Source organism: Psychrilyobacter sp. (assembly GCF_037132775.1).
Classification (GTDB): Bacteria; Fusobacteriota; Fusobacteriia; order Fusobacteriales; family Fusobacteriaceae; genus Psychrilyobacter.
Genome location: NZ_JBAHZY010000110.1, coordinates 1 through 23,131 on the forward strand (window position 1 = coordinate 1; position 23,131 = coordinate 23,131).

Annotated in this window: 22 protein-coding genes, 3 pseudogenes and 1 riboswitch; of the genes and pseudogenes, 23 read left to right on the top strand and 2 right to left on the bottom strand. The window is 32.7% G+C overall.

The window, feature by feature from the left end:
- Positions 1-196: 196 nt before the first annotated feature.
- The 22 genes and pseudogenes from V5784_RS07310 to V5784_RS07415 all read left to right on the top strand — a co-directional run.
- Positions 197-370 (top strand): annotated as a pseudogene (locus V5784_RS07310) (four helix bundle protein); the annotation flags it as partial.
- A 42-nt stretch (positions 371-412) separates the two neighbouring features.
- Positions 413-1,044, top strand: a pseudogene (locus V5784_RS07315) (UTP--glucose-1-phosphate uridylyltransferase); the annotation flags it as partial.
- Between the two features lie 368 nt (positions 1,045-1,412).
- Positions 1,413-2,774: a phosphoglucosamine mutase gene (glmM, locus tag V5784_RS07320; RefSeq protein WP_336888375.1), complete on the top strand. Its 1,362-nt coding sequence runs from the start codon at positions 1,413-1,415 to the stop codon at positions 2,772-2,774.
- 438 nt (positions 2,775-3,212) lie between these two features.
- The gene (locus V5784_RS07325) at positions 3,213-3,911 is read left to right on the top strand and encodes a GxxExxY protein (RefSeq protein WP_336888376.1); all 699 of its coding nucleotides are present in this window, start codon (positions 3,213-3,215) and stop codon (positions 3,909-3,911) included.
- A gap of 276 nt (positions 3,912-4,187) precedes the next feature.
- Positions 4,188-4,481, top strand: coding sequence for a nucleotidyltransferase domain-containing protein (locus V5784_RS07330; RefSeq protein ID WP_336888377.1), 294 nt, complete (start codon positions 4,188-4,190; stop codon positions 4,479-4,481).
- The gene (locus V5784_RS07335; protein ID WP_336888378.1) at positions 4,471-4,821 is read left to right on the top strand and encodes a DUF86 domain-containing protein; all 351 of its coding nucleotides are present in this window, start codon (positions 4,471-4,473) and stop codon (positions 4,819-4,821) included. The genes V5784_RS07330 and V5784_RS07335 overlap by 11 nt, the downstream gene beginning before the upstream one ends.
- A gap of 456 nt (positions 4,822-5,277) precedes the next feature.
- Positions 5,278-5,664, top strand: coding sequence for a DUF1353 domain-containing protein (locus V5784_RS07340; RefSeq protein ID WP_336888379.1), 387 nt, complete (start codon positions 5,278-5,280; stop codon positions 5,662-5,664).
- A 148-nt stretch (positions 5,665-5,812) separates the two neighbouring features.
- Positions 5,813-6,127 carry a hypothetical protein gene (locus V5784_RS07345; RefSeq protein ID WP_336888380.1) on the top strand — a complete coding sequence of 105 codons (315 nt, stop codon included), beginning with the start codon at positions 5,813-5,815 and terminating at the stop codon, positions 6,125-6,127.
- Position 6,128: 1 nt separating this feature from the next.
- Entirely contained in the window at positions 6,129-6,623 is a 495-nt protein-coding gene (locus V5784_RS07350; RefSeq protein WP_336888381.1) for a hypothetical protein, read from the top strand.
- A gap of 349 nt (positions 6,624-6,972) precedes the next feature.
- Complete coding sequence (locus V5784_RS07355) at positions 6,973-7,248, top strand: hypothetical protein (protein ID WP_336888382.1); 276 nt, start codon at positions 6,973-6,975, stop codon at positions 7,246-7,248.
- A gap of 633 nt (positions 7,249-7,881) precedes the next feature.
- Positions 7,882-8,757 carry a UTP--glucose-1-phosphate uridylyltransferase GalU gene (gene galU, locus V5784_RS07360; RefSeq protein ID WP_336888383.1) on the top strand — a complete coding sequence of 292 codons (876 nt, stop codon included), beginning with the start codon at positions 7,882-7,884 and terminating at the stop codon, positions 8,755-8,757.
- A 231-nt stretch (positions 8,758-8,988) separates the two neighbouring features.
- Positions 8,989-9,114 carry a helix-turn-helix domain-containing protein gene (locus tag V5784_RS07365; protein WP_336888384.1) on the top strand — a complete coding sequence of 42 codons (126 nt, stop codon included), beginning with the start codon at positions 8,989-8,991 and terminating at the stop codon, positions 9,112-9,114.
- A 662-nt stretch (positions 9,115-9,776) separates the two neighbouring features.
- The gene (locus V5784_RS07370) at positions 9,777-12,212 is read left to right on the top strand and encodes a helicase C-terminal domain-containing protein (RefSeq protein WP_336888385.1); all 2,436 of its coding nucleotides are present in this window, start codon (positions 9,777-9,779) and stop codon (positions 12,210-12,212) included.
- 19 nt (positions 12,213-12,231) lie between these two features.
- On the top strand, positions 12,232-13,503 hold the full coding sequence (locus V5784_RS07375; protein WP_336888386.1) for a hypothetical protein: 1,272 nt from the start codon (positions 12,232-12,234) through the stop codon (positions 13,501-13,503).
- A gap of 36 nt (positions 13,504-13,539) precedes the next feature.
- Positions 13,540-14,310, top strand: a complete 771-nt coding sequence (locus tag V5784_RS07380) for an HDIG domain-containing metalloprotein (protein ID WP_336888387.1) — start codon at positions 13,540-13,542, stop codon at positions 14,308-14,310.
- 41 nt (positions 14,311-14,351) lie between these two features.
- Positions 14,352-14,822: an rRNA maturation RNase YbeY gene (gene ybeY / locus V5784_RS07385; protein ID WP_336888388.1), complete on the top strand. Its 471-nt coding sequence runs from the start codon at positions 14,352-14,354 to the stop codon at positions 14,820-14,822.
- Positions 14,823-14,842: 20 nt separating this feature from the next.
- Entirely contained in the window at positions 14,843-15,556 is a 714-nt protein-coding gene (locus V5784_RS07390; protein ID WP_336888389.1) for a diacylglycerol kinase, read from the top strand.
- A 12-nt stretch (positions 15,557-15,568) separates the two neighbouring features.
- Positions 15,569-17,110, top strand: a complete 1,542-nt coding sequence (locus V5784_RS07395) for an Mbeg1-like protein (protein ID WP_336888390.1) — start codon at positions 15,569-15,571, stop codon at positions 17,108-17,110.
- 109 nt (positions 17,111-17,219) lie between these two features.
- Entirely contained in the window at positions 17,220-17,792 is a 573-nt protein-coding gene (efp, locus tag V5784_RS07400) for an elongation factor P (protein WP_336888391.1), read from the top strand.
- A gap of 108 nt (positions 17,793-17,900) precedes the next feature.
- Positions 17,901-18,752 (top strand): endonuclease/exonuclease/phosphatase family protein, encoded by an 852-nt coding sequence (locus V5784_RS07405; RefSeq protein WP_336888392.1) that lies wholly within the window; start codon positions 17,901-17,903, stop codon positions 18,750-18,752.
- 75 nt (positions 18,753-18,827) lie between these two features.
- Positions 18,828-19,451: a thiamine diphosphokinase gene (locus V5784_RS07410; protein WP_336888393.1), complete on the top strand. Its 624-nt coding sequence runs from the start codon at positions 18,828-18,830 to the stop codon at positions 19,449-19,451.
- 69 nt (positions 19,452-19,520) lie between these two features.
- Positions 19,521-19,802 (top strand): hypothetical protein, encoded by a 282-nt coding sequence (locus tag V5784_RS07415; RefSeq protein WP_336888394.1) that lies wholly within the window; start codon positions 19,521-19,523, stop codon positions 19,800-19,802.
- Between the two features lie 47 nt (positions 19,803-19,849).
- Here the strand turns inward: V5784_RS07415 and yfcE are convergent, their stop codons facing one another.
- Together yfcE and galE are read right to left on the bottom strand one after the other, a co-directional pair.
- The gene (yfcE, locus tag V5784_RS07420) at positions 19,850-20,386 is read right to left on the bottom strand and encodes a phosphodiesterase (RefSeq protein ID WP_336888395.1); all 537 of its coding nucleotides are present in this window, start codon (positions 20,384-20,386) and stop codon (positions 19,850-19,852) included.
- Between the two features lies 1 nt (position 20,387).
- Complete coding sequence (gene galE / locus V5784_RS07425) at positions 20,388-21,395, bottom strand: UDP-glucose 4-epimerase GalE (protein WP_336888396.1); 1,008 nt, start codon at positions 21,393-21,395, stop codon at positions 20,388-20,390.
- A 130-nt stretch (positions 21,396-21,525) separates the two neighbouring features.
- A riboswitch (purine riboswitch) is annotated at positions 21,526-21,623 on the top strand.
- Between the two features lie 122 nt (positions 21,624-21,745).
- On the opposite strand from galE, the pseudogene V5784_RS07430 reads away from it, so the two are divergent.
- A pseudogene (locus V5784_RS07430) lies at positions 21,746-23,033 on the top strand (NCS2 family permease).
- The last annotated feature ends 98 nt before the right edge of the window (positions 23,034-23,131 follow it).

Sequence of the window (23,131 nt, forward strand, 5' to 3'; positions counted from 1 at the left end):
AAAAGGTATATTAATTTTTATAATAACGATAGAGGACATAGTTCTTTAGATTATGAAACACCTGCTAAGGTATATTTTGGTACTCAAAAAATTGCTTAAGTTTTTTCATAAACTGTTTGACAAACACGACCACCATATAGAGTACAGAAATAGCAATCTATTTTCTGTACTTTTTATTATTTATGGAGGTAGAAATATGAGGATAAATAATGTAATTGAAGAAAAAAGTTTTAAATTTGCACTGCGAATTATAAATTTATATAAATTCTTGAGATCTGAAAAGAAAGAATATATTATGTCTAAGCAAATATTACGTTCTGGAACTAGTGTTGGTGCTAATATAGCTGAAGGTGTTGAAGCGCAGAGTAAGAAAGATTTCATATCTAAATTAAGTATTGCACTTAAAGAAGCAAATGAAACTAAATATTGGAAAAGGTAAAACATATATCGTCTATGGCTAATATATTTTATGTGAGACAAAATAAACCATTGGGGTTGGGTCATGCTATTTTGAAGGCAAAACCATTCATAGGAGATGAACCCTTTGTCATAGCCCTAGGTGACGATATTATGTACAACGAGGAAAAACCTGTAACCAAGCAGTTGATTGAAAATTATGAAAAATACGGTAACAGTGTTATAGGGGTTCAGGAAGTAGCGGATGGTGATGTATCTAAATACGGGATAGTGAAACCCATTAAAAATTTGGATGAAGATACTGTCTTGATGTCAGATTTCATAGAAAAACCAAGATTAGAAGATGCACCATCTAAGATGGCTTGCTTGGGTAGATATCTATTGACCAGTGATATCTTTGCTCACCTAGAAAAACAAGGTGCAGGTGTAGGGGGAGAGATTCAGCTTACAGATTCTATCCTGGCTATGATAAAAAGTGGAGAAGATGTAAGTACTTATAAATTTAAAGGGAAAAGATATGATATAGGGAGTAAGTTGGGACTGCTGAAAGCTAATATAGAATATGGGATGAGGAATCCAGAGACAGCGGAAGGGTTGAAGGAATATTTAGGGTCAATAAAGAATTAAAAAAAGCATAGAACACGGATGCTGTTGCATACACGGAAAGGTCTATGATGATCACAGATTTTTGTTTTAGGCTAAAACCAAGAAAAAAGAATTTAATCTGTGTAAATTAGAGTTTTTCTGTGTATCTCAATAGAGATTCGCGTTCTATGGTTTTTAATCTGAGTAATCTGTGTAATCTGCGACAAAAAAAAGACTCCTGTGATCTAGCAGTAGAGTATTGTAGATTCGTGTAATTCGTGACAGAGATAAAAAAGATTCTCTTAGTGATCTTTCTAGTTTTTCCTTTGTGATCTTAGTGTAAAGGGTTTGATTTTAGAAATCTGTGATACATTTAAATTTATTAAATAATATATAAGGAGAGTGAAGCAATGAAAAAATATTTTGGAACAGACGGTATTCGTGGAGAAGCTAATAAGGAACTTACAGTTGAAATCGTTACTAAGTTAGGTTATGCCTTGGCTTATTATTTAAAGCAAAAAAATCCAGATAAAAAGAAGATAGATGTAGTGATAGGAAGCGACACCAGAATCTCAGGATATATGTTAAGATCTGCTCTTATAGCTGGCTTATCTTCTATGGGTATTCATATTACCTATGTAGGTGTATTCCCTACTCCGGGAGTGGCTTATCTTACCCGTAAAAAAAATGCAGATGCAGGGATAATGATATCAGCTTCTCACAACCCTGCTAAGGATAATGGGATAAAAATATTTAGAAGGAATGAAAGTAAACTTCCCGATGAGATAGAATTGGAATTAGAAGCCTTGATGGATAATTATGATGAGATATCCAAAGAATATGTAGCAGGAGACCTGGTTGGAAAGGTAATGATGGAAGAGGATGATTATTTTCTTTATAGAGATTATTTACTGTCTACTGTAAAGGGAGATTTTTCAGGGATGAAGATAATCTTAGATTCAGCCAATGGAGCAGCATTTAAGTTAGCTAGATCTATATTTTCTAGATTGGGAGCAGAGATAGTATCTATCAATGATCTTCCAAATGGGACGAATATAAATGTGAAATGCGGATCTACCCACCCAGAAATATTAGCTAAAGTTGTAGTAGGGTATTCTGCTGATCTAGGTCTAGCCTATGACGGCGATGCCGATAGACTCATTGCAGTAGATAAAAATGGAAAAATTATTGATGGGGATAAGATTATATCTATATTGGCTTTGGATATGAAAGAAAATGGTCAATTGAATGAAAATAAAGTAGTAACTACAGTTATGAGTAATATGGGATTTGAAAAATACTTGGAAGATAAAGGTGTTACCTTGGTCAGAGCCAATGTAGGAGATAGATATATGATAGCTAAGATGAAAGATCAGGGATTAAATCTCGGAGGAGAACAGTCTGGACATATTATAATGGCTGACTATAATACTACCGGTGATGGAGTCTTAGTATCTTTAAAATTAGTGGAAGCATTGCGTGATTGTGGGAAAACTATAGATGAATTGGTTTCAGGAATAGTAGATTGGCCCCAAGTTTTAATCAACGTGAGGGTAGAAAATTCTAAGAAAAATACCTGGAATGAAAATGAAACTATAAAGGAAATCATAAAGAGAAAAGAAAAAGAGATGGATGGAATGGGAAGGGTGTTAGTGAGAACTTCCGGAACAGAGCCATTGGTTAGAGTAATGGTAGAAGGAAAGGATCAAACTCAGGTAGATGCAGTAGCCGTGGCGATAGCTGAGGTAGTGAAGGCGGAGTTGGGAAATTAAGAAAAGTAAAAAATAAGTCACGAATGGCACAAACGGACACGAAAAAAGATAAAAAACTTTAGTCGCAGATTACGCAGAGAAAAGCAGATTTTAGTCAGGGTCAAGAAAAGAAGGTTTTAAGACTCCTGAGCTCTAGCAGGAGAGTATAACCTTCGTGTAATTAGTGACAAAAAATATTTTGATTTTAAATAGAGGTATTTCACCTCTTTTTTTTATGGTATAATATGGAAGAGAACATACCCGTAAAGGGCATCACCATTGTGCTAGTAGTTTACTATCGTAGACATAGAATATTGCGAGGAGGTAATTAAATTATGAAACAATTATTAGATCCTAAGGTAGACTTTGTATTTAAAAAAATATTTGGTGTAGAAGAGCATAACTCCCTATTTTGTCGCGGATTACGCAAATTATCACAGATTTTTTTGAGGTGATGTTATGAAAGAATTTTTATATAAAGATTTATCGTATAAAATTATAGATTTATCTATGGAAGTTCATAGAGAATTAGGTAATGGATTTTTAGAAAAGGTATATGAAAATGGTTTAATGGTATTATTTGAGAAAAACAATATAAAAGCAGTGCAACAACAAGCAATTAAAATAGAATATCAAGAAAAAAATATTGGTGACTATATAGCTGATATAATAGTAGAAGATAAAATAATATTAGAGTTGAAATGTGTATCTAAAATAATGGGGATTCATAAAGCTCAATTAGCTAATTATTTAAAAGCTACAGGAAAAGAAGTCGGGATTCTTCTGAATTTTAGGAATAAAAGTTTAGAAATAGAAAGAGTAGTATTACAGAAATCTGTAGAATCTGAGAAATCTGCGACAAAAAAAGAGAATATAGAGATGAGTTCAGAAGAAGTAAGAGAAGCTAAAACAGAGTTGATAAGATTAAGTAATGATGACAAGGAAAGAGAATTTTATAACCTAAGGGAAAAAGCTAATAAAGACAGAGCTAGTGCATTGGAAAAGGCTCTAAATGATGGATTGGGAAAAGGAATAGAACAAGGAAAACAAAAAGAAAAACTAGACATAGCTAAGAATTTATTAGATATTTTAGATAATAAAACTATAGCGATAAAAACAGGATTAAAAGAAGAAGATGTAGAGAAGTTAAGAAGTTAAGAAGTTAAGGGGCAAGTAATACACGATTGTCATTGTAGAAACAGTACTGCCGAAGCGGAACGACTATAAACTTCGCTTTAAACCAAGAAAAAAGGTCAGAAGCTAAAATCAGACCTTAGTCAGATTTTAGTCAGGGTCAAGAATGTTTTAATTAGTGAAAATAATGATGAAAAAGAGATAGAATCTAGAATTTTTCTAGGTTCTATTTTTGTGTTTAAAGACTCCTACTTATGGTATACTGTAGTAATAAATAAAGAAAATATTGGAGGTAGAAATTTGAATAGAACAGAGATAATCCAAATAATAAAAACACATGAAAAAACTATAAAATCTTTTGGGATAGATAAGATAGGTATCTTTGGATCATATGCAAAAGGAATTCAAAATGAAAATAGTGATATAGATATACTTGTTAAATTTAAAAAGGTCTCTAGAATTTCAAGATCTTACTTTGGGTTAAAATTTTATCTAGAAGATTTGTTAAAAAAAGAAGTGGATTTATGTAGGGAGAAAGATTTAAGGGCAGAGTTAAAAGAAGAAATCTTAAGGAGTGTAATATATGTCTCGTAAATGGAAATTGAGAGTAGAAGATACTTTACAGTCTATTTCTTATATTAGAGAAGATACAAAAGGAATGTCTTATGATGAATTTGAAGAAAATAGATTAGTAAGACAAGCTGTTGAAAGAAATCTTGAAATAATAGGGGAGGCTATGAATAGAATTCCTGATGAAATACAAGAAAAATATCCTGAAATTCCATGGAGAGAAATAATAGGAATGAGAAATTTTGTAATACATCAATATTTTCAAGTCGCACAAGATATAGAGTGGGATATAATTACAAATGAATTAGGAGATCTGAAAGAAAATTTAATAAAAATAAAAAATAATGAATCGGATGAATTATAATAAATGAATTCTTTCACTCTAGAGTTATAAAAGATTTAGATAACTTTATCTCAGTGTTCTCTCATCTGACTCTCAGTGAATCTCTGTGTCAAAAAAAGGTCAGAAGATAAAATCAGACCTTAGTCAGTTATAAGTCAGGGTCAAGAAAAAATAGATTTAAAAATCCGTGTAATCTGCGACAAAAAAAAGACTCCTGTGTTGTAGCAGTAGAAAATTATACATTTAATATTGATAATAATCATAATCAATATTAATACTCGTATATCCTTAGTGTAGATTGGTGGCAAAAAAAGTCAGATCTAAGTCAGGCTCAAAATGAAAGATTCACTTAGTGAACTTTCTAGTTTTTCCTTAGTGAGCTTAGTGTAAGGGTTTAGGTTTTAACCTTCGCGTAATTAGCGGCAAATTTTTTTATCTATACCAGTAAAGCAGACTTTTCAAAAGAGGTGATAACCTATGAAATATAAATCTATAACTGATAAAAAATATAAATATAAACTTCTACAAGAAGAAAATTTTACCATCCTAAAATCTAAATTACTTAAACCAATTAAAGAAAAATATTTTACCTTCAGTGAAAAAACTCTGGATTTAAATATTTTAAAAGGGTATTGTTGGGATGGTGCAAGTGGTCCTGCTATAGATACACAAAACTTCATGAGAGGTTCCCTCCTCCATGATTGTCTATATCAATTAATTAGAGATGGATATATAACACCTTCATATAGAAAAACAGCAGATACTTTACTTCGAAAAATATGTAGAGAAGATGGAATGAGTTGGATAAGAGGAGCCTGGGTTTACTTAGGAGTGAGGATATTTGGGAGGAGAGCTTTAAAGTAGATTTTAAACAATAAAAAAAAGAATTTAATCTGTGTAATCTGCGACAAAAAAGAAAAGACTCCTGTGAGTCTCTGCGTGGAGAGATTATTTTCTATAAATTTTAATTTTTGCCATCTTATTGTTTTTTTAAGTAAAGGGAGGTTAGGTTATGAGTACAATAGAAGAAAAGAAAATTGTATTGTCAGAAAACGCTGCCAGAATTATTAAAACTTATGAAAAAAAGGGTGCATATTTAAAAGAGATTTCTGATGACAAGGCTACCCTTGAATTTCTAAATGAAAAAGAATCAGCAGGAGAACCTATGCCAGATTATTCTAATTATACCGACTATACTGAATGGAAAGAAACGGTACAAAAAGAGGTAGACAGAGCAGAGACTACCTTAGAAAATTTAGAGATTAGAATGATAGAGGTAGAAGCATACCAATATTATATCGATAATTATACAGATATAGCTGAGTAGTTTGGGTACCCGAGAGATAGTCAGGATAGTTGAAACAGCACTACCCTTTTTGATGAATATCAGAAGGAATAAAGAAAAAATTGATGTGGTGAGAAATCATGAACTATTTCATTATTTTCATCTGATTCAGAGGCAGAAGATCTATTCTATGGATCTTCAAACCCAGAAGATATTTAGTAGGATTGTAGGAGATTATATTTCTGCTTTCAGATCTTTGCTGGGAGAATCTACCAAGGTTATTCTGAGTCATGAATATTGGGAGGAGTTTATGAAGGCCAGGCAAAAACTTATTCCTGTAGATAAAACTATCGAGGAGGAGTTCTTTCATCTGGAAAAATTGATATTTCAAAGTTTAAAGGATGAAGTCTTTCAAGAAAAATCTGAATTTCTATATTTTTTCTTCAGCCTCTATCTACTTTATTTGAAGATGATAGTGAATACGGAGGTGAAAGGGAAAGAGTTAATGTACAATGTACAATGTACAATGTACAATTGACAATTAAGAAAAAATAAAAGCTTTAGTCGCAGATTACGCATATAGGGACAGATTTCAACCAAAAAAAAGATAAAAAAAATGGACACGGAGATACACAGAGGGAAAAAAAGATCACACTGAGAAAACTCTGTGAACCTCTAATCTCGACTCAGTGAGTCTCTGTGTTAAGGATAGAAGGTTCTAAATCAAAGAGAAAGATTGATCTGTGTGAATCCTTTAGATCCGTGTCATCCGCGTTCTATGATTTTAAATTTGTGTAATCTGCGACAAAAAAAGACTCCTGTGCTCTAGCAGGAAAAATTTATAAATTAGTGATGAAGAATTTTAAAATTTATGGGAGGTGAAATATATGTTTGTTAAAAATAAATCAAATTCCATTATTCATATGAAAGATATCTTATTTAGAAAGGATCTATCTAAGGTAGATAAACTACTCCTTGTTAGAATGATGCTTGAAACTAATGAAGAGTTTGAGTTTTCAATGAAAGATTATAGTAAAAATATAAAGATATCTATAAGTGGGATAAAAAGATCATTGACTCATTTAGATAAATTAGGGATTTTGGTGCGATTGATCAAAAAAGGAGGGAGATATAGATATGTTATAGAATGCAGTAATTTTTAGAAGAAATAAGGCTACTTATGACCCCCTTAAGGCTCATGGGTGGCCCCTTCTACTTTTCCACCTCTCAATCCTAATAGCCCCAACGGGTTTAAGACCTCGTGGTTTGCCATATTTCAAAGGGAGAGGTACAATTACAAGGGGAACTTTCTGGGAGGGCACAGGAGGGCAATGAGAGAGGATGATTGAAAATTGATAATGTGTAATTGATAATGGAGGGAAAATAAAAGCTTTAATCGCAGATAGGGGCAGATTTTAGTCACGATCGTCATTGTAGGAAAAGTACTGCTGAAGCGTAACGACTATAAACTTTGGTTTAAAGTCAGATTTTACCCGATGTGGACATCACCAATATACTATTGGTTTACTCTCGTAAACATAGAATATTGCGATAGTCAGGCTCCAAAAGAAAGATTCTCTTAGTGTAACTCTTTATCTCATATACTTAGTGCTGAAGTTTTTGATTTTAAATCAGTGGGAATCCTAGTTATTAATCAGATTTGATCCGCATGCTATGATTGTTAATTTTTATCGAGGTATTTACCTCTTTTTTTTATGGTATAATTAAAATAAATACAAAGGAATTAGTGGCAAAGAAAAAAGGTTATAATTTTTATATTAAAAGGGGGAATGAATATGAAAAAAATTACAAAAGCAGTTATACCGGCAGCGGGGCTGGGAACTAGAGTACTGCCTGCAACTAAAGCTCAACCTAAGGAAATGCTCACTATCGTAGACAGACCATCTCTTCAATATATAGTGGAAGAATTGGTGGAATCAGGGATAACGGATATCGTCATAGTAACTGGTAGAAATAAAAATTCCATAGAAGATCACTTTGATTACTCCTTCGAGGTAGAAAAGACATTGGAAGAAAAAGGTAAGTTGGAACTACTAGAAAAGGTAAAACATATATCGTCTATGGCTAATATATTTTATGTGAGACAAAATAAACCACTGGGACTAGGTCATGCTATTTTGAAGGCAAAACCATTCATAGGAAATGAACCCTTTGTCATAGCCCTAGGTGATGACATTATGTACAATGAAGAAAAACCAGTAACCAAACAACTCATTGAAAACTATGAAAAATATGGCAACAGTGTTATAGGAGTTCAGGAAGTAGCAGATGCTGATGTATCTAAATATGGGATAGTAAAACCAATCAAAAATTTAGATGAAGATACTGTCTTGATGTCAGACTTCATAGAAAAACCAAAGTTAGAAGATGCTCCATCTAAGATGGCTTGTCTGGGTAGATATCTATTGACAAGTGATATCTTTAAACATTTAGAAAATCAAAAAGCAGGTGTGGGAGGAGAGATTCAGCTTACAGATTCTATCCTGGCTATGATAAAAAGTGGAGAAGATGTCAGTGCTTATAAATTTAAAGGGAAAAGATATGATATAGGAAGTAAGTTGGGACTGCTGAAAGCCAATATAGAGTTTGGGATGAGGAATCCTGAAACAGCGGAAGGATTGAAGGAATATTTAGGATCAATTAAAAATTAAAAGAAGATAGCTATTAACTATACCAGCCACGCTTAATGGTTTTCTATGCGTACCAGGGTTGGTTTTTTTATTTAATTTTGCTAGAAAACTCCCTCTTCTATTAAGAGGGAGATGAAGAGTAAAGGTTTTATAATTAATTCCATCTTGAGACTATCATATATTTTTCTCCTTCAATATCTATATAATATATGTTATAATAATGTGTATGTACTATATAGGAGGTGAAAATCTATGAAAAAATATAACAAAGCTTTTAAGTTTAGAATATTACCAACTAAGGAACAAGAAATATTAATTCATAAGACTTTTGGTTCTACAAGATTAATATATAATATGTTTCTTGATAAGAGAATATAATGCATTAATGCATGCCAAAGAAATCAACAATATTAATTCTAAAAAGTTATTAGGACAAATTTTAATGATTAAGTATCTAATAAATCAGATTGAAGAATCATACGATTTTTCAAGGTTAGATAATTTATTGTTAAGTTCAAATTATAAGAAAAAAGAAAAAAACTTTAGTCGCATAGCTGAAACTTAGAGTTATGAATATAACTCTGTAGTTGAACTTAGTCAGATATTAGAGATTGTTTGAAATTACAATCTCAATATTCCTGTAGATTACGCAGAAAAAAAAACAGATTTTAAGACTTCTATGTTGTAGCTCAATGACTATAAACTTCGCTTAAAATACTAACCATTACTACTTCGTTAAGAAGGAAGAGTTAAAGTCAGATTTTACCCGATGTGGGCATCACCAATATACTATTAGTTTACTATCGTAAACATAGAATATTGCGATAGTCAGGGTCAAAGAAAGTTTTTAATCTGTGTCTCTGCGACAAAAAAAAGGTTTTTTTAAACCTTTTTTTTTGCATTTAATCATACAATGTAGGGAAAATATAAAAATTTTTATCAAAAAAAAATTAAAAAAAAATCGCATTCTACCTGAGCAGATGAAACATCCCGTTTCTTGTATTTTGTGGTATAATAGGAGAATAGAAGGTGAATAAATAATGATATTAGAAAAAATTTCAGAAGAGATAATAGAGAAGATGAAAGAAGAAATTGAGAATGCCCATGGAAATGAGGTGTTTTTTCGTGGCATCCCAAATAGTGAGGGGATAGTGGATGAGATAGAGGTGGTTGCCAGAGGGAATAAAGGATCTGTTCCTGCTCTCCTGAAGAGGATGAAAAAAAGAGAAGTAATAATTCATAACCATCCTTCGGGATATCTATACCCATCTGATGCAGATGTAGCTGTGGCTTTCCTGTATTCAGACCAAAAAGATGGTGCCTCATATATTGTAAACAATGCTGTAGACGATATTTATATAATGGTAGAGATAAATAAAACTGAGATAAAAAAAATAGATATAGGACCATATTTTGAAGAGAAAGGACTTTTGTCAGGAATATTTAAAGGCTTTGAATATAGAGAGGAACAACTTCATATGGCAAAGCATATCGAAGAGGGGCTCAACAATAAAACTAAGGTTGTTGTAGAAGCAGGAACAGGAACAGGTAAAACTCTGGCTTATTTAATACCCAGTATAGAGTGGGCTATAAAAAATGAAAAAAAAGTGATAATTACAACGAATACTATAAACTTGCAGGAGCAGCTCCTCCACAAAGATATACCCATAGTTAAAAAATTATTGCCTGAAAAATTTACCTATGTTTTGGTCAAAGGCAGGGGAAATTATTTGTGTAATAGGAAGGCAGCTAATATAGGGATCGGAGGGAGCTCAGAGATCGATGATATGAGCAGCTCTCAAAAAGATCAGGTGAGCTATATATTGAAATGGTTTAAATCCACTGAACATGGAGATAAGGGAGAACTTCCATTTGAGGTGGATTATATAGTTTGGGAGCAATTTATGAGTGAGACAGATATCTGTGCAGGGAGTAAGTGTGCTTTTCAGGAGAGCTGTTTCTTTTTAAAATCCAGGGAGGAGAAGAAAAAAGCAGATGTTTTGATCACCAACCATCATATGTTTTTTGCTGATCTTTCCATTCGAAAGGAAGTTGGATTTAATACAGATTATTCTATATTTCCAGACTATGATTTAGTAGTATTTGATGAGGCTCATAATATAGAAAATGTAGCCCGGGATTATTTTTCTTATGAGGCATCTAAATATTCATTCAATAAGACTATGAACAACATCCATCATCTGGGAAAGAAAAAAGATTCTAGTAAATATACAGGCTTATTAAATTATTTGAGAAATATAAAAGATAAGGGGTATGATTCTATAAGAAAAGAGATCGTAGAGGAACTGATATCCCGGCATATAGATCTAGCTAACCGTGGGAATGAATATTTTCTAAAGGTTATAGAAGCCTTTGCAGGGCAGTCTCAGGGAAACCTTAGTCTTCGTCTCCGAAAGGAAGAATTAAAACATTGGGAACATTGGGAAACATTGATGGGACTGGAGGAGGAGATGCTCCTAACTTACAATGCTTACATGAGAAGGCTGAAGAGTTTAACTCGTGTTATAAAAGAGATCGATGATGAAACAGGAATAATAAGTGATTTTATAAAATATACAGAGAGGTTGGAGACATATTTTTCTAACTATAAGTTTATAAAGGAGATGGATGATAAAAACTTTATATACTGGATATCTTTGAATCAAAAAAAAAGTAATGTAAAATTTGTAGCAACGCCATTAAAAATAAGTGATGAACTGGATGAAAATTTATATTCTAACTTGGAACATATGGTATTTACATCTGCAACTATAGCAATTAACGGTAGTTTTAAATATTTTAAAAAATCTATAGGACTCCACGAGGGAGTCTTAGAAAAGATAATTGATTCACCCTTTGATTATGATAGGCAGATGAAGGTGTATATCCCAAAAGATCTTCCATCTCCTACGGATCGTGGATTTTTAGATGGGGTGAAAGATTTTGTAGAAAAAATAATAAAGAAGACAAAGGGAAACACGTTTTTATTGTTTACCTCATATTCTACATTGAATTATCTATACTTCATGTTGAAAGACAGACTGGAAGAGGATGGATATGAATTATTTATCCAGGGGCAGGCACCGAGAAATCAACTGGTGGACATGTATAAAAAAAGTAGTAAACCTGTACTCTTTGGAACCTCATCATTTTGGGAAGGGGTAGATGTTAAAGGAGACAAACTAAGCTCTGTAATCATAGTTAAATTACCATTTAAAGTGCCGAGTGACCCAGTGGTCGAGGCCATAATAGAAAATCTAAATGATGAGGGGAAAAATGCATTTATGGAATACCAGATACCGGAATCAATAATTAAATTTAAACAGGGAATAGGGAGACTCATTAGAAGCTGTGACGATAGAGGTGTAGTAACAATCTTAGATAATAGAATTATAACAAAACGATATGGGAGTCTATTTATAGACTCAATTCCAACAAGGAATATTCATATAAAAAACATAGATGATATCATATAGCTGATATTGGAGGCAAAGGATGAAAAAAATAGAACTTTTTGGTAGAAGGTTGACAATCGGATTTGAAAAAAAGGAAAAAATAAAAAAAGAGATTAAAGATCTGGAATATTCTGCAAAAGAATTGGTCAATGAAAAAGTAGTATATCTTATTTTAATCTTGGTGATTACTGTAGTCAGTGCAAATACATATTTATTCAATGACTATCTAAAATTAGGAGATGTGGCCAGAAAGGATATAATCGCTCCTACAGATATAGTTTATAACGATAGAGCTGCTAAGGAAAGCATAATTTCTGAGATACTCGAAAATTCTCAAAAGGAATATATAAGTGTAGGGAATGTAGAGGAAGAGACTGCACACCGGATAGAAAGTTTTTTTGAACAAATAAAAAAGGGTAAAACACTATACCTGGACTTGGACCTAGCTTATCAAAAGACAAAAGATGAGTTTGATGCGAAGGTTTCACCTATACTTTTTACATATTTATTTGAAAAATCAAACGATGAACTGGACAGTCTAAGGGATAAATATTTAAAAGATATAAAAACTTTGTATGAATACGGAGTAAGAAAAGATGGGGATTTATTGAGGTTGAATAATGTATTTGAAATAGTTGAGGATTTAGATTCTTATGAGGAAATTTTTATAAAAGCTTTTATCAGACCGAACTATATCTTAGACAGTGAAAAAACTGAAGAATTACTCAATAAGAAGATAGAACAGGTTAAAAATGTAACGATTCATATAAAAGCAGGGTCGATAATTTTGAAAAAAGGTGAGATTGTTCCAGAGAATAAGATAGTCATATTAAAAAATGCAGGACTTTATGGACGAACCAGTAAGGTAATAAAATTTATGGGGACGCTTATCTATCTGTTTATATTATCCATAATATTTAAAAATACCTGCACAAAGTTTATGTTTGATGAGATAAGAAAAAAAAAATACTACAGCGCGATAATGCTGTCCCTTGTTGTGGGAATCATATCCTTTAGGATTATAGATCCGAATTGGAAATATATCTTACCGATAGAAACTGTATTTATTCTGTTGGGAATTTTGATAAACGTAAAAGCCAGTTTAATTATAGGTGGATTTTTGATCCTCTATGCTATTCCGTTAAATGGATTCAGTATAGAATATTTAGTTATAGAAATATTTAGTTTGATAGTTTCATTGTATCTGATTACAAAAATAAAAAATAGAACTAATATTATCAATGCAGGTATATATATAGGGATGACCAAAGTATTTGTAGTATTAACCATGGCAGTTGCTACAAATATGTAATTTATAGACAGTCTGATTAAAAGTGGGGTATTATTTTTGTCGGGAGCTTTTACAGGAATGTTAACCATAGCCCTCCTCCCATACTTTGAAAGGACATTTAATATTTTAACAGATATAAAACTGCTAGAATTAGGAGATCTATCTCAGCCCTTACTCAGACGATTATCAGTGAGTGCTCCTGGGACTTTTCATCACTCTATGATGGTAGCGACTCTATCAGAACAAGCTACAGAAGCTATAGGCGGTAACCATGTATTGGCCAGAGTGGCATCTTATTATCATGATATAGGAAAGATGAAAAGACCACAGTTTTATGTGGAAAACCAAGCTGATGGAGTAAATCCACATAATAATCTGACACCTAGCCTGAGTACTCTTATAATAACATCCCACACTAAAGACGGGGATGAGATGGGAAGGGAGTACAACTTGCCAAAGGAAATAAGGGATATTATGTATGAACATCAAGGGACGACCTTGTTGGCTTATTTTTATAATAAGGCCAAACAAAACAATCCGCATTTAGAGGAAAATGATTTTAGATACAGTGGACCAAAGCCGAAAAGTAAGGAGTCGGCAGTAATAATGTTAGCAGATTCTATTGAAGCAGCAGTGAGATCACTGGATGAAAAAACACCGGTAACAATAGAAAAGATGTTACGAAAAATTATAGGGTCAAAAATAGAAGAGCAACAGCTTTCAGATGCAGATCTTACATTTAAAGAGATTGAAATTATAATCAAAAGTTTTACAAAGGTACTCATGAGTATCCATCATGTGAGGATAAAATATCCAGGGCAAAAATAAAAAAGTAGTTCCGAGGGAACTTTTAGGGGGAAAATATTCTTATGAATATAACGGTAGAACTAACCAAAGGAATAGAAGGCTACGATGAATTTATAGATCTAGAAACTGTAGAAGACTATATAAAAACAGTCATAGAAGATGAGTATAGTAATGAAAAAGATATATATATGTCACTTTTACTTACAAATAACGAAAATATACAGATAGTGAACAGGGATTATAGGGGAAAAGATCAGCCTACAGATGTAATCTCATTTGCTTATCTAGATAATGAGGATGATTTTCAATTGGGGCCTTATTTGACTCTAGGTGATATAGTGATATCTCTGGAGAGGGTAGAGGATCAGGCCAGCGATTACAACCACAGTTTTAAAAGGGAGTTTTACTATGTATTAACTCACGGAATCTTACACCTATTGGGATATGACCATATTGAGGATGAGGATAAGCAGGTAATGAGAAAAAAAGAGGAAGAGATTCTAGAGAAACATGGGTATAGTAGAGATATCTAAAAGAAGAGTGAGGGTGAGTTATGACAAAAAAAATAACTAAAAATGATAAATTCAGTGAGAGTGTAAACTATGCTCTAAAAGGAATAGTTATAGCTATAAAAACAGAAAGAAATATGAGAATTCATATATTTGTTGCTATCTTGGTAGCTATATTGAGCCTTATGTTTGGTGTGACAGGATCAGATTTAAAAAGTTTATCTTTTGCAATAACTCTCGTACTCTTTGCGGAACTTATGAATACGGCTATAGAGACTACAGTAGATATTGCTACAACCAGGTATCATCCATTGGCTAAAAAAGCTAAAAATATATCAGCTGGAGCAGTACTCATAGTATCTATTAATGCTCTGGTAATAGGTTATATAATTTTTAGTAAAAAAATTAAAGAAGATACTTTTGAGGTCTTTAGATTGTTGAAAGCTTCCTATGTAGACGCGGTTTTACTCATAATATTTATAGTAATAATTGGAGTTTTTATAATTAAATCTTATTATAAAAAAGGGAGATTGTTGCATGGAGGGATGCCCAGTGGACATTCAGCGATAGCTTTTGGATTGTGGGTAGGAGTGTCTTACGCTACAGAAAATATAGTGGTGACAATATTGACTTTTGGAATAGCTCTTTTAGTGGCTCAATCCAGGATAGAGAGGCGGATTCACTCTCCAAAAGAGGTTCTTGGAGGAAGTATCTTTGGAACATTTATCACGTATGTGTTATTAAAATTGATATTTTAAGGTGGTAGAATTATGATAACAGAATTAGATTATTTAGTTCTCAGTGGTCTTTCATATGGTTATTTTAAAAAGGAGGACATAGGCTTTTCCTTGGAGGAGGTCTTGTTTTTAAACAGTAAATCCAAAGAAAGATTACTTTCTTTTCCCAATGAAATTTGGTCCTATGGGGGAAGCGAGATATTTCAAAAAACATTTCATACTTTTTTATGTGAATGGGAAGTTATAGGCATAATGAATGATACCTATAGACAGGGAGTAGAAAAAACAGGCTTTTATGCTATAGCTTTTAAAAAACACGGACAGATAGTCATCTCCTACAGGGGTACAGAGCTCAGCTCATTTGGAGAAGCATATAAAGATTTTATAGAGACAGATCTCCTGCTAGGTGTGGATAAAAAACCAAAACAGTTGGAACAGGGAGTAGAATTTTATAATGAAATGTTAAAAATAAAACACGAAAGTATAGCTTTGACTGGACACTCGCTGGGTGGAGGAATAGCCCAATATGTTGCATTGATCTCTGACTTGAAAGGCTATGGTATACCCAAGGTTTATACCTGGAATGCTATTGGAATCAATAAGGTGGGGATCTTAAGTTTAGAGGATTTTTTAGAGTTTGACTCTATAGCGGAGAGGAAATGTCCATCTTTAAAAAATGACAAAATACTATATAGAAGGATAAAAAATTATTACTATAGTTACCTTTTTAAACTTTTGAAAAAAAACAATTATATCAAAGATAAAGAGAGTATAAAAAAAACATCGAAATTAGAGTTTAAACTGGAATTAGATGAGGGTATGAAGAAAAAATTAGAGAGTCTATTTACACTAAACAATAGACCCCTCCTGCTTTTCTTTAATAAAAAAGATGAACAAAAAAATGAATTGATAATAAGTCCTAAAGTTTTTATAGATGACTTTTTTAATGAAGATATGATCTATGAGGAATTGACCAGAGCAAGAAAATTTATTAAGAAATTTAAAAAAAATAATAAGTATAATGAACAGATAATTAATTTTGTTCATTCTGAAGACTTTACAATCACACTCTATACCCACTTAGGGAGTACATATGCAATAGATAAGGGTCTGGCTAGATCGGATGAAAAATTGCACACCCTTCTAAAAAAAATGTATGCATTGACTAAATCCATGAGGACTTATCATATGTACCAGGTGTTTTTACCCTTCTTTAGTTTTGAAGGTGAAGACAGAGGGCAGATAAAAAAAGAATTGAGCCTTGATTATATAGCTACTGAGGTTAGGAGAGTTATCTATCAAGAAAACAATTTATCCGATAAATTTTTAGGGTTTTACTATAATAATTTTGAATTAGATAATGAAAATTATTATAGGATCAAAAAACCCCTTCTCCACGGGATGGAGATGAGCAAGGCAGATATAAAATATTTAAAGGAATCGATTATAGTTATAAAAAGGATGAATTTTGAAAAGTTTAAAGAACTGTGGAAAAAAGTTCAAAATAAAGTGGGGAGTCCGTACATAAAAAAAGACATATATGACCTGATAACCTTCCATGAAAGGCATAAATAAGCCTTATTTTTCTTGTAGATTCGTCTGGATTATTGTATAATTAGTTAAAAATGTTGATCTGAAAAGATCAGCTGGCAGGGAAAAGATAAAATAATATGGAGGAATAAAAATGAAATCGGCAGATAAATTAAGATCAGGAAGTACATTTGAAGTAAATGGAGTACCATTTTTAATATTAAAGGCAGATAGATTCCAATCAACATCTGGAAAGAGACAGAGAGCTCCAGAAATCACTTTTAAAGTAAAGGATCTTATCAGTGGAAGGGTAAATGAAACTACAGTAAAGGCATCTGATATGATGAACGACATCATGTTAGATAAGCAATCTATGCAATTTTTATATGAGGATGATGGAGAATATAACTTCATGAATCAAGAAACATTTGAGCAGATAGGATTACAGGAAGAAGATTTAGATGGCGCTGTAAACTATTTAAAAGAAGAGGTTGTTATCGATATCTTATTCTATGAAGGAAGACCGGTAGGAGTAGAATTAGAAAACCATATGGTATTTAAGGTTACCTATACAGAGCCTGGATTAAAAGGTGATACTACAGGGAAAGCACTTAAATCTGCTACACTTGAAACTGGTTATGAATTAATGGTTCCATTATTTATTGAGATGGACGAATTAATTAGAATAGATACAAGAACAGGGAAATACGTAGAGAGAGCTAAGTAGGAAAATTTTAAACCTAGAAAATTTTAATTTTCTAGGTTTTTTTTACAGAAGCTCTCAGCCTCTCGTATATTTTTTCGAGGCTAAGCTAGACCACTGGGAGGGGTGATTTTGAAAAAGATATCAAAATTAATAGCTATATTTATAATTACTAGTATATTTACTTTTGGAGGGACGGCAAATATCGCCAGTTTTAATACCCTCCATCTAGGGTGGAAAAGTGATTATCGTCAGGAAAAAATAGAGGGGATCGCTAGTATCATATCCCTTTTTGACTTGGTAGGCATCCAAGAAATTATGAAAAAAGATGCAGTTAAAAAATTGATCTATGAACTAAAAGCTCAAACAGGGGTAGAATGGAAATATCATATCTCTCCATATGCAGTGGGAAGTAAGAAATATCGGGAATATTTTGCCTATGTTTACAGAATAGATAGGGTAAAACTCCTAAAAAAAGGTAAATTTTATCCAGAAGAAAATCGGGGAAAAAACTTTATGAGGGAACCATATGGAGCTAAATTTCAAATGGGAGATTTTGAGTTTACCTATGTTTTGGTACATTCCATATTTGGAAAAAAAACAACAGAGAGACAACTAGAAGCTATGCAGATGATCGATGTATATGATTGGTTTAAAGAAGAGTATGATAAGGATGCTGAAGAAAATATAGTTATAATAGGAGGAGATTTTAATATTCCTTCCTATGATCATGCTTTTTCTGGTTTTTTGGAGCATAGAGACCTGATTGTAGATGCGATACCTCCCAATCAAAAGACAACCATAGGAAAAAATGGACTGGCATCCAGTTATGATCATATTTTTTATCCCTATGAATTGATGCGTGGCTGGTATACAGGGAGAAATGGAGTGGTAGATTTTACAGACAACAACCATAGGGAGATAAGAAAGGTGATCTCGGATCATCTACCTGTATTTATAGAGGTAAATACAAAAAAAGATTAAAAGCTAAGATCAGAGACAATAAACATAGTGAATAGTAATAGTAATAGTAATAGTAATAGTAATAGGAGTGAATTTATGGGGAAAAAAGCTATAATATTTTTAAGTGGGAGGGTTAATTTAGAGGCAGACTACTATAGGAATATAAAATATAGTGAATATGATATATTTTGTGCAGATGGCGGAGCAAACCATGCCTATAATTTAGGGGTGATTCCCAAACTTATATTGGGTGATTTGGATTCTATCACGGTCGAGGTTAGGTCTCATTATGAAAAATTAGGAATAAAATTTGAAAAATTTCCTGTATCCAAAAACTTTACAGATGGAGAGTTGATTTTAGAGAAAGTAACGTCTGAATATAAAGATGTACTGATCCTGGGAGGATTAGGAGGGAGAACAGATCATTTTTTAACTAATTTGAACCTTTTGGAAAAGTATCAGAATATTACATATGAAGATGAGAATGAGCTTATCTTCTGGGTGAAAAAAAATATGGAAATTCATGGTCAAAGGGGGAAAACTATTTCTTTTATTCCTCTTACTCCAGTTATTGCATTGACATTGGAAGGATTTTCCTATCCTCTAGACAGGGTTGATATTCCCAGATCTAGCTCCCTTTGTATGAGTAATATAATAGGATGGGAAGATGTACGAATAAATTACAGTAACGGTTCTGTTATAGGAATAATTCAGAGATAGTTAGAGCGTTTATAGGAAAAATAGAAATAATATAGTATATATATAATATAGAATTAGGAGGTGATTAAAATGTTGTACATCATGCTATTGTTAATAGTATTGGCTATCATAGTATTTTATTTGGCAGCAGTTTTAGTATTTACACCCTATGAGGAAGATGATAAATATGTTCTTAAAATTTTGGAATCCGGATATAAACTTCATATGGTCGCGACCGAAAAACATGGAATATTAAAAAAAATAACAGATAATAGTGCTAAATTAATATTACTCTTGGTATACTATATTTTAAAAGATCGAAAATATACCGATAGTATTGAAACTAAAGATGAAGATGAAAATGATACATAGTAAAAAAATCCCTTAAAATAGTAGAACACTATTCTAAGGGATTTTTTTTAATATATAATGGATTTAAAGAGTTGACCATCCAGATTTTTGATCTCCCAAGAGGAAGAAGTTAAAATTCCGTAGGAATTAGAGTTACCACCCTTTGGAAGACTTATAGACCCTGGATTAAATATATAGATATCTTTTTTTTCTGCTAATGGCAGATGGGTGTGACCAGAGATCAGAATATCCCCCTCACCTAGAGGAAGTTTTCCCTCTGCAAATAGGTGGCCATGGGTAGCAAAAATACGTTTATCTCCTAAAAATAAATTAGTAAAGTCACTCATAATAGGAAACTCTAAAAGCATTTGGTCTACTTCGCTGTCACAGTTTCCCCTAAGAGCTATGATTTTATCCTTGTACAGATTTAATTTTTCAGTAACTAATTTTGGATTGTAATCTTTGGGAAGAGGGTTACGTGGCCCATGATAAAGGAGGTCTCCTAATATCAGGATATAGTCTGCCTCCTCCCTTTCAAAACATTCGAGTGCCCTATCCAGATAGTATAATGAACCATGTATATCTGAAATAACAAAAATTTTCATTCTAATATCCCTCTGGATTATTGGATTGCCACTTCCATGAATCTTTGCACATATCTTCTAAAGTTTTTTCAGTTTTCCAGTTCAATTCCTTTAAAGCCTTTTCAGAGTTAGCATAACAAGTAGCCACATCTCCAGCTCTTCTATCCACTAATTCATATGGAATCTTTACATTATTTATTTTCATAAATGTATTTACTAGATCCAGAACACTTATTCCGTCTCCAGTTCCTAAGTTATATGCTTCTATTCCAGTTTGGTCTTTAAACCTTTCCAGAGCTCTGATATGACCAATAGCCAGATCAGTGACATGGATATAGTCCCGGACTCCAGTCCCATCATGGGTATCATAATCAGATCCAAAGATACTTAATTTATTTCTTTTTCCTACAGCTACCTGGGTAATATACGGCATTAAGTTGTTTGGGATACCATTTGGATTTTCTCCTATTTTTCCACTCTCATGGGCTCCGATGGGATTAAAATATCTTAGAAGGGCAATTCCCCACTGATCATCAGAAATATACAGGTCGTTTAGGATCTGTTCTATCATAAGTTTTGTGCTACCATATGGGTTTGTAGCACTGAGAGGCATAGTTTCTAGTAGTGGAGATATATTGTTTAATCCATATACAGTTGCAGAGGAACTGAAGACGATCTTTTTAACACCATGGGTCTTCATTATTTCACATAAAACAAATGTAGTAGTTAGATTATTATGGTAATATTCGATAGGTTTGGCTACCGATTCTCCTACTGCTTTATATCCTGCAAAATGAATAACAGCATCTATCTTATTCTTTATAAATACTTTGTCTAAACTATCTTTATCCAATAGATCCAATTCATAAAACTTAAAGTCCTTACCTGAAATTTCTTTTATCCTATCCAATACCTTTGGATTACTGTTGGAAAAATTATCTACGATAACAACCTCATAGTTTTCCTTCAATAGTTCTATCACTGTATGGGAACCTATATATCCAGCTCCTCCAGTTACTAATATTTTCATGACTTTACCCCCTGCCTATGGCAAAATATTTTGTATCGATTTTAAAATTATTATACCACAAAGAGAAAAAAGTTTTCTAAAGTCTATAGAGTTTAGAAAACTTTTTTGTAATTTTATAAAAAAAATGGTATAAACTTCTAAATAAAAAACTTATATAAATTTCGGATATGGCGAAAAGTTTCTACCAGCTACCTTAAATAGCTGACTATAAGAAGATAGATACCTAATATTTTAATGTATATAAAGGTTCTGTTTTTCTGAAACAATGGAAAATAGAACCTTTTTTAGTTTAAAAAACTATAATATTATTAGATTATATCTACTAAAAATTTAAGGGCGGAGGAAACAGGATGTTAGAAAAAATGTTTAAGTTGACCGAGAGGGGAACGAGTGTAAAGCAAGAGGTTATTGGAGGGCTTACTACGTTTATGACTATGTCGTATATTATATTTGTAAATCCTTCTATAATGGCAGACACAGGTATGGATAAGGGAGCTCTTATTACTGTTACATGTTTAACTGCTGCGATTGGTAGTTTAATAGCAGCTTTTTGGGCAAATGCACCACTGGGATTAGCTCCTGGGATGGGACTTAATGCATTTTTCACCTATACATTGGTTATTGGAAAGGGAATTCCTTGGGAAACAGCATTGGGAGTTGTTTTTATATCGGGATTTTTCTTTTTAATCATGTCAATTGGCGGGATAAGAGAGAGGATAGCACAGGCAATTCCTGTGGAACTAAAGATAGCTTCTACAGCTGGGATCGGACTTTTTTATAGCTTTCATAGGTTTGAAAAGTATGGGATTAATTGTAGCTAATCCAGCAACATTTGTATCACTGGGAAAATTTACTCCTACAGTTGTTTTAGGAGTGACAGGAATCATGATATCAGCTCTCTTAGAGCTTTGAAATATAAAAGGTGGAATGCTTATAGGTATGATCACCACCACTGTTTTGGGAATGCTTTTAGGAATCGTTGAACTTCCTACACAAATAATGTCTATGCCACCTTCAATAGCACCTATTGCATTTAAATTAGATATAGTAGGAGCTTTTCAATTTGCATTGATCGGACCGATATTTTCATTTATGTTTGTAGATCTATTTGATTCATTGGGAACTCTTATAGCCTGTGCTAAGGAGATGAAGATGGAAGATGAAGATGGGAATATTTTATCACTGGGTAGAATGATCCATACAGATGTGACTGCTACAATAGTGGGGTCATTAATGGGATCTAGTACAGTTACAACGCTGTCAGAAACCACAGCGGGGATAGCAGCAGGTGCCAGAACAGGGTTAGCATCAGTTGTCATTGGAGGATTATTTTTACTCTCACTATTATTTACACCAATTGTAGGGATAGTGCCGGCTTATGCTACAGCACCAGCTCTTATTATTGTGGGGATCTATATGTTTAAAAATCTGAAGGAGCTGGATCTTCATGATTTTAAAACGGCACTTCCGGTCTTTGCCACAGTTATAATGATGCCTCTTACATACAGTATCAGTACTGGACTTAGTTTTGAATTTTTATCATTTATCGTAGTCCATGTAGGAACAGGGGAATATACTAAGATTTCTCCAGTCTTATGGGCAATAGGTGGACTTTCACTTTTAAGTTTAATAGTATAAGGGAAAAGAAGAAAAAAAGAACTCCATGGAGTATAATGGTCGTATAAATTCATACAAAGAGTGTTTAACCTTAAGCAAAAAAATAAGGTATAATTTAA

Coding starts and splice junctions, on each gene's coding strand:
- galU (WP_336888383.1), top strand. CDS start 7,882: ATGAAAAAAATTACAAAAGCAGTTATACCGGCAGCGGGGCTGGGAACT.
- efp (WP_336888391.1), top strand. CDS start 17,220: ATGAAATCGGCAGATAAATTAAGATCAGGAAGTACATTTGAAGTAAAT.
- glmM (WP_336888375.1), top strand. CDS start 1,413: ATGAAAAAATATTTTGGAACAGACGGTATTCGTGGAGAAGCTAATAAG.
- V5784_RS07410 (WP_336888393.1), top strand. CDS start 18,828: ATGGGGAAAAAAGCTATAATATTTTTAAGTGGGAGGGTTAATTTAGAG.
- V5784_RS07335 (WP_336888378.1), top strand. CDS start 4,471: ATGTCTCGTAAATGGAAATTGAGAGTAGAAGATACTTTACAGTCTATT.
- V5784_RS07415 (WP_336888394.1), top strand. CDS start 19,521: ATGTTGTACATCATGCTATTGTTAATAGTATTGGCTATCATAGTATTT.
- V5784_RS07340 (WP_336888379.1), top strand. CDS start 5,278: ATGAAATATAAATCTATAACTGATAAAAAATATAAATATAAACTTCTA.
- V5784_RS07375 (WP_336888386.1), top strand. CDS start 12,232: ATGAAAAAAATAGAACTTTTTGGTAGAAGGTTGACAATCGGATTTGAA.
- galE (WP_336888396.1), bottom strand. CDS start 21,395: ATGAAAATATTAGTAACTGGAGGAGCTGGATATATAGGTTCCCATACA.
- V5784_RS07355 (WP_336888382.1), top strand. CDS start 6,973: ATGTTTGTTAAAAATAAATCAAATTCCATTATTCATATGAAAGATATC.
- V5784_RS07370 (WP_336888385.1), top strand. CDS start 9,777: ATGATATTAGAAAAAATTTCAGAAGAGATAATAGAGAAGATGAAAGAA.
- V5784_RS07390 (WP_336888389.1), top strand. CDS start 14,843: ATGACAAAAAAAATAACTAAAAATGATAAATTCAGTGAGAGTGTAAAC.
- V5784_RS07345 (WP_336888380.1), top strand. CDS start 5,813: ATGAGTACAATAGAAGAAAAGAAAATTGTATTGTCAGAAAACGCTGCC.
- V5784_RS07395 (WP_336888390.1), top strand. CDS start 15,569: ATGATAACAGAATTAGATTATTTAGTTCTCAGTGGTCTTTCATATGGT.
- V5784_RS07325 (WP_336888376.1), top strand. CDS start 3,213: ATGAAAGAATTTTTATATAAAGATTTATCGTATAAAATTATAGATTTA.
- ybeY (WP_336888388.1), top strand. CDS start 14,352: ATGAATATAACGGTAGAACTAACCAAAGGAATAGAAGGCTACGATGAA.
- yfcE (WP_336888395.1), bottom strand. CDS start 20,386: ATGAAAATTTTTGTTATTTCAGATATACATGGTTCATTATACTATCTG.
- V5784_RS07365 (WP_336888384.1), top strand. CDS start 8,989: ATGAAAAAATATAACAAAGCTTTTAAGTTTAGAATATTACCAACTAAG.